The following is a 558-nucleotide window of genomic DNA, read 5'->3' as shown; positions in this document are numbered from 1 at the left end:
CTGGCGTGGATGCCAGGCTTGGGCGGCAAATCTGGCGCCGTCGTTGCGATGGCCTGGATTCCCGGCTTCTCGTCGCAGGAGACGATCGTCACCGGCTTTCCCCGCCGCTTTCCCTTGGCAGAGGCTTTCTTCAGGACTTCGACTTCGCGGTAGACGCACAGCACCTCCGCCATCTTCTGTTCGAACTCGGCGTCGCGATTTTCAAGATAGTAACGCACCTTGTGCGGCTTGATTTCCTCCCGGCCGAGGATCTTGCACACCGTTCCCTGGACCAAATTGGCCAAGCACACATGCCCTGCCGCCGGCCCGTGTTCACGCGCATGGCGCGCCAAGAGCCGCGTCGTCCACAACTCATGTGGATAGCCGTGGTCCTTGGCCTTGTCGCAGGCCAGCGACACCAACCAGGCTTTGGCCTCAGGCGTGATGGTTGGTTCCTTGCCCGGTCGCGGGCGATCGTCGAGGGCCGCCAGCGGGCCATCGGCCAGTGCCCGCTCGACACAGCGCTGCACCGTCTGATGATGGACCCCAAGTCTCTGGCCCACCGCGCAGAACGAAGGG

Annotated in this window: 1 protein-coding gene; it reads right to left on the bottom strand. The window is 63.8% G+C overall.

The window, feature by feature from the left end; all coding sequences use genetic code 11:
* On the bottom strand, positions 1 to 558 hold a 558-nt coding region (locus KIP88_RS46020; RefSeq protein WP_214494653.1), incomplete at both ends, for a helix-turn-helix domain-containing protein.

Origin of the sequence: Bradyrhizobium sp. SRL28, assembly GCF_018596315.1 — a bacterium.
Lineage (GTDB): Bacteria > Pseudomonadota > Alphaproteobacteria > Rhizobiales > Xanthobacteraceae > Bradyrhizobium.
This window is presented reverse-complemented; position numbering and strand designations above follow the sequence as displayed.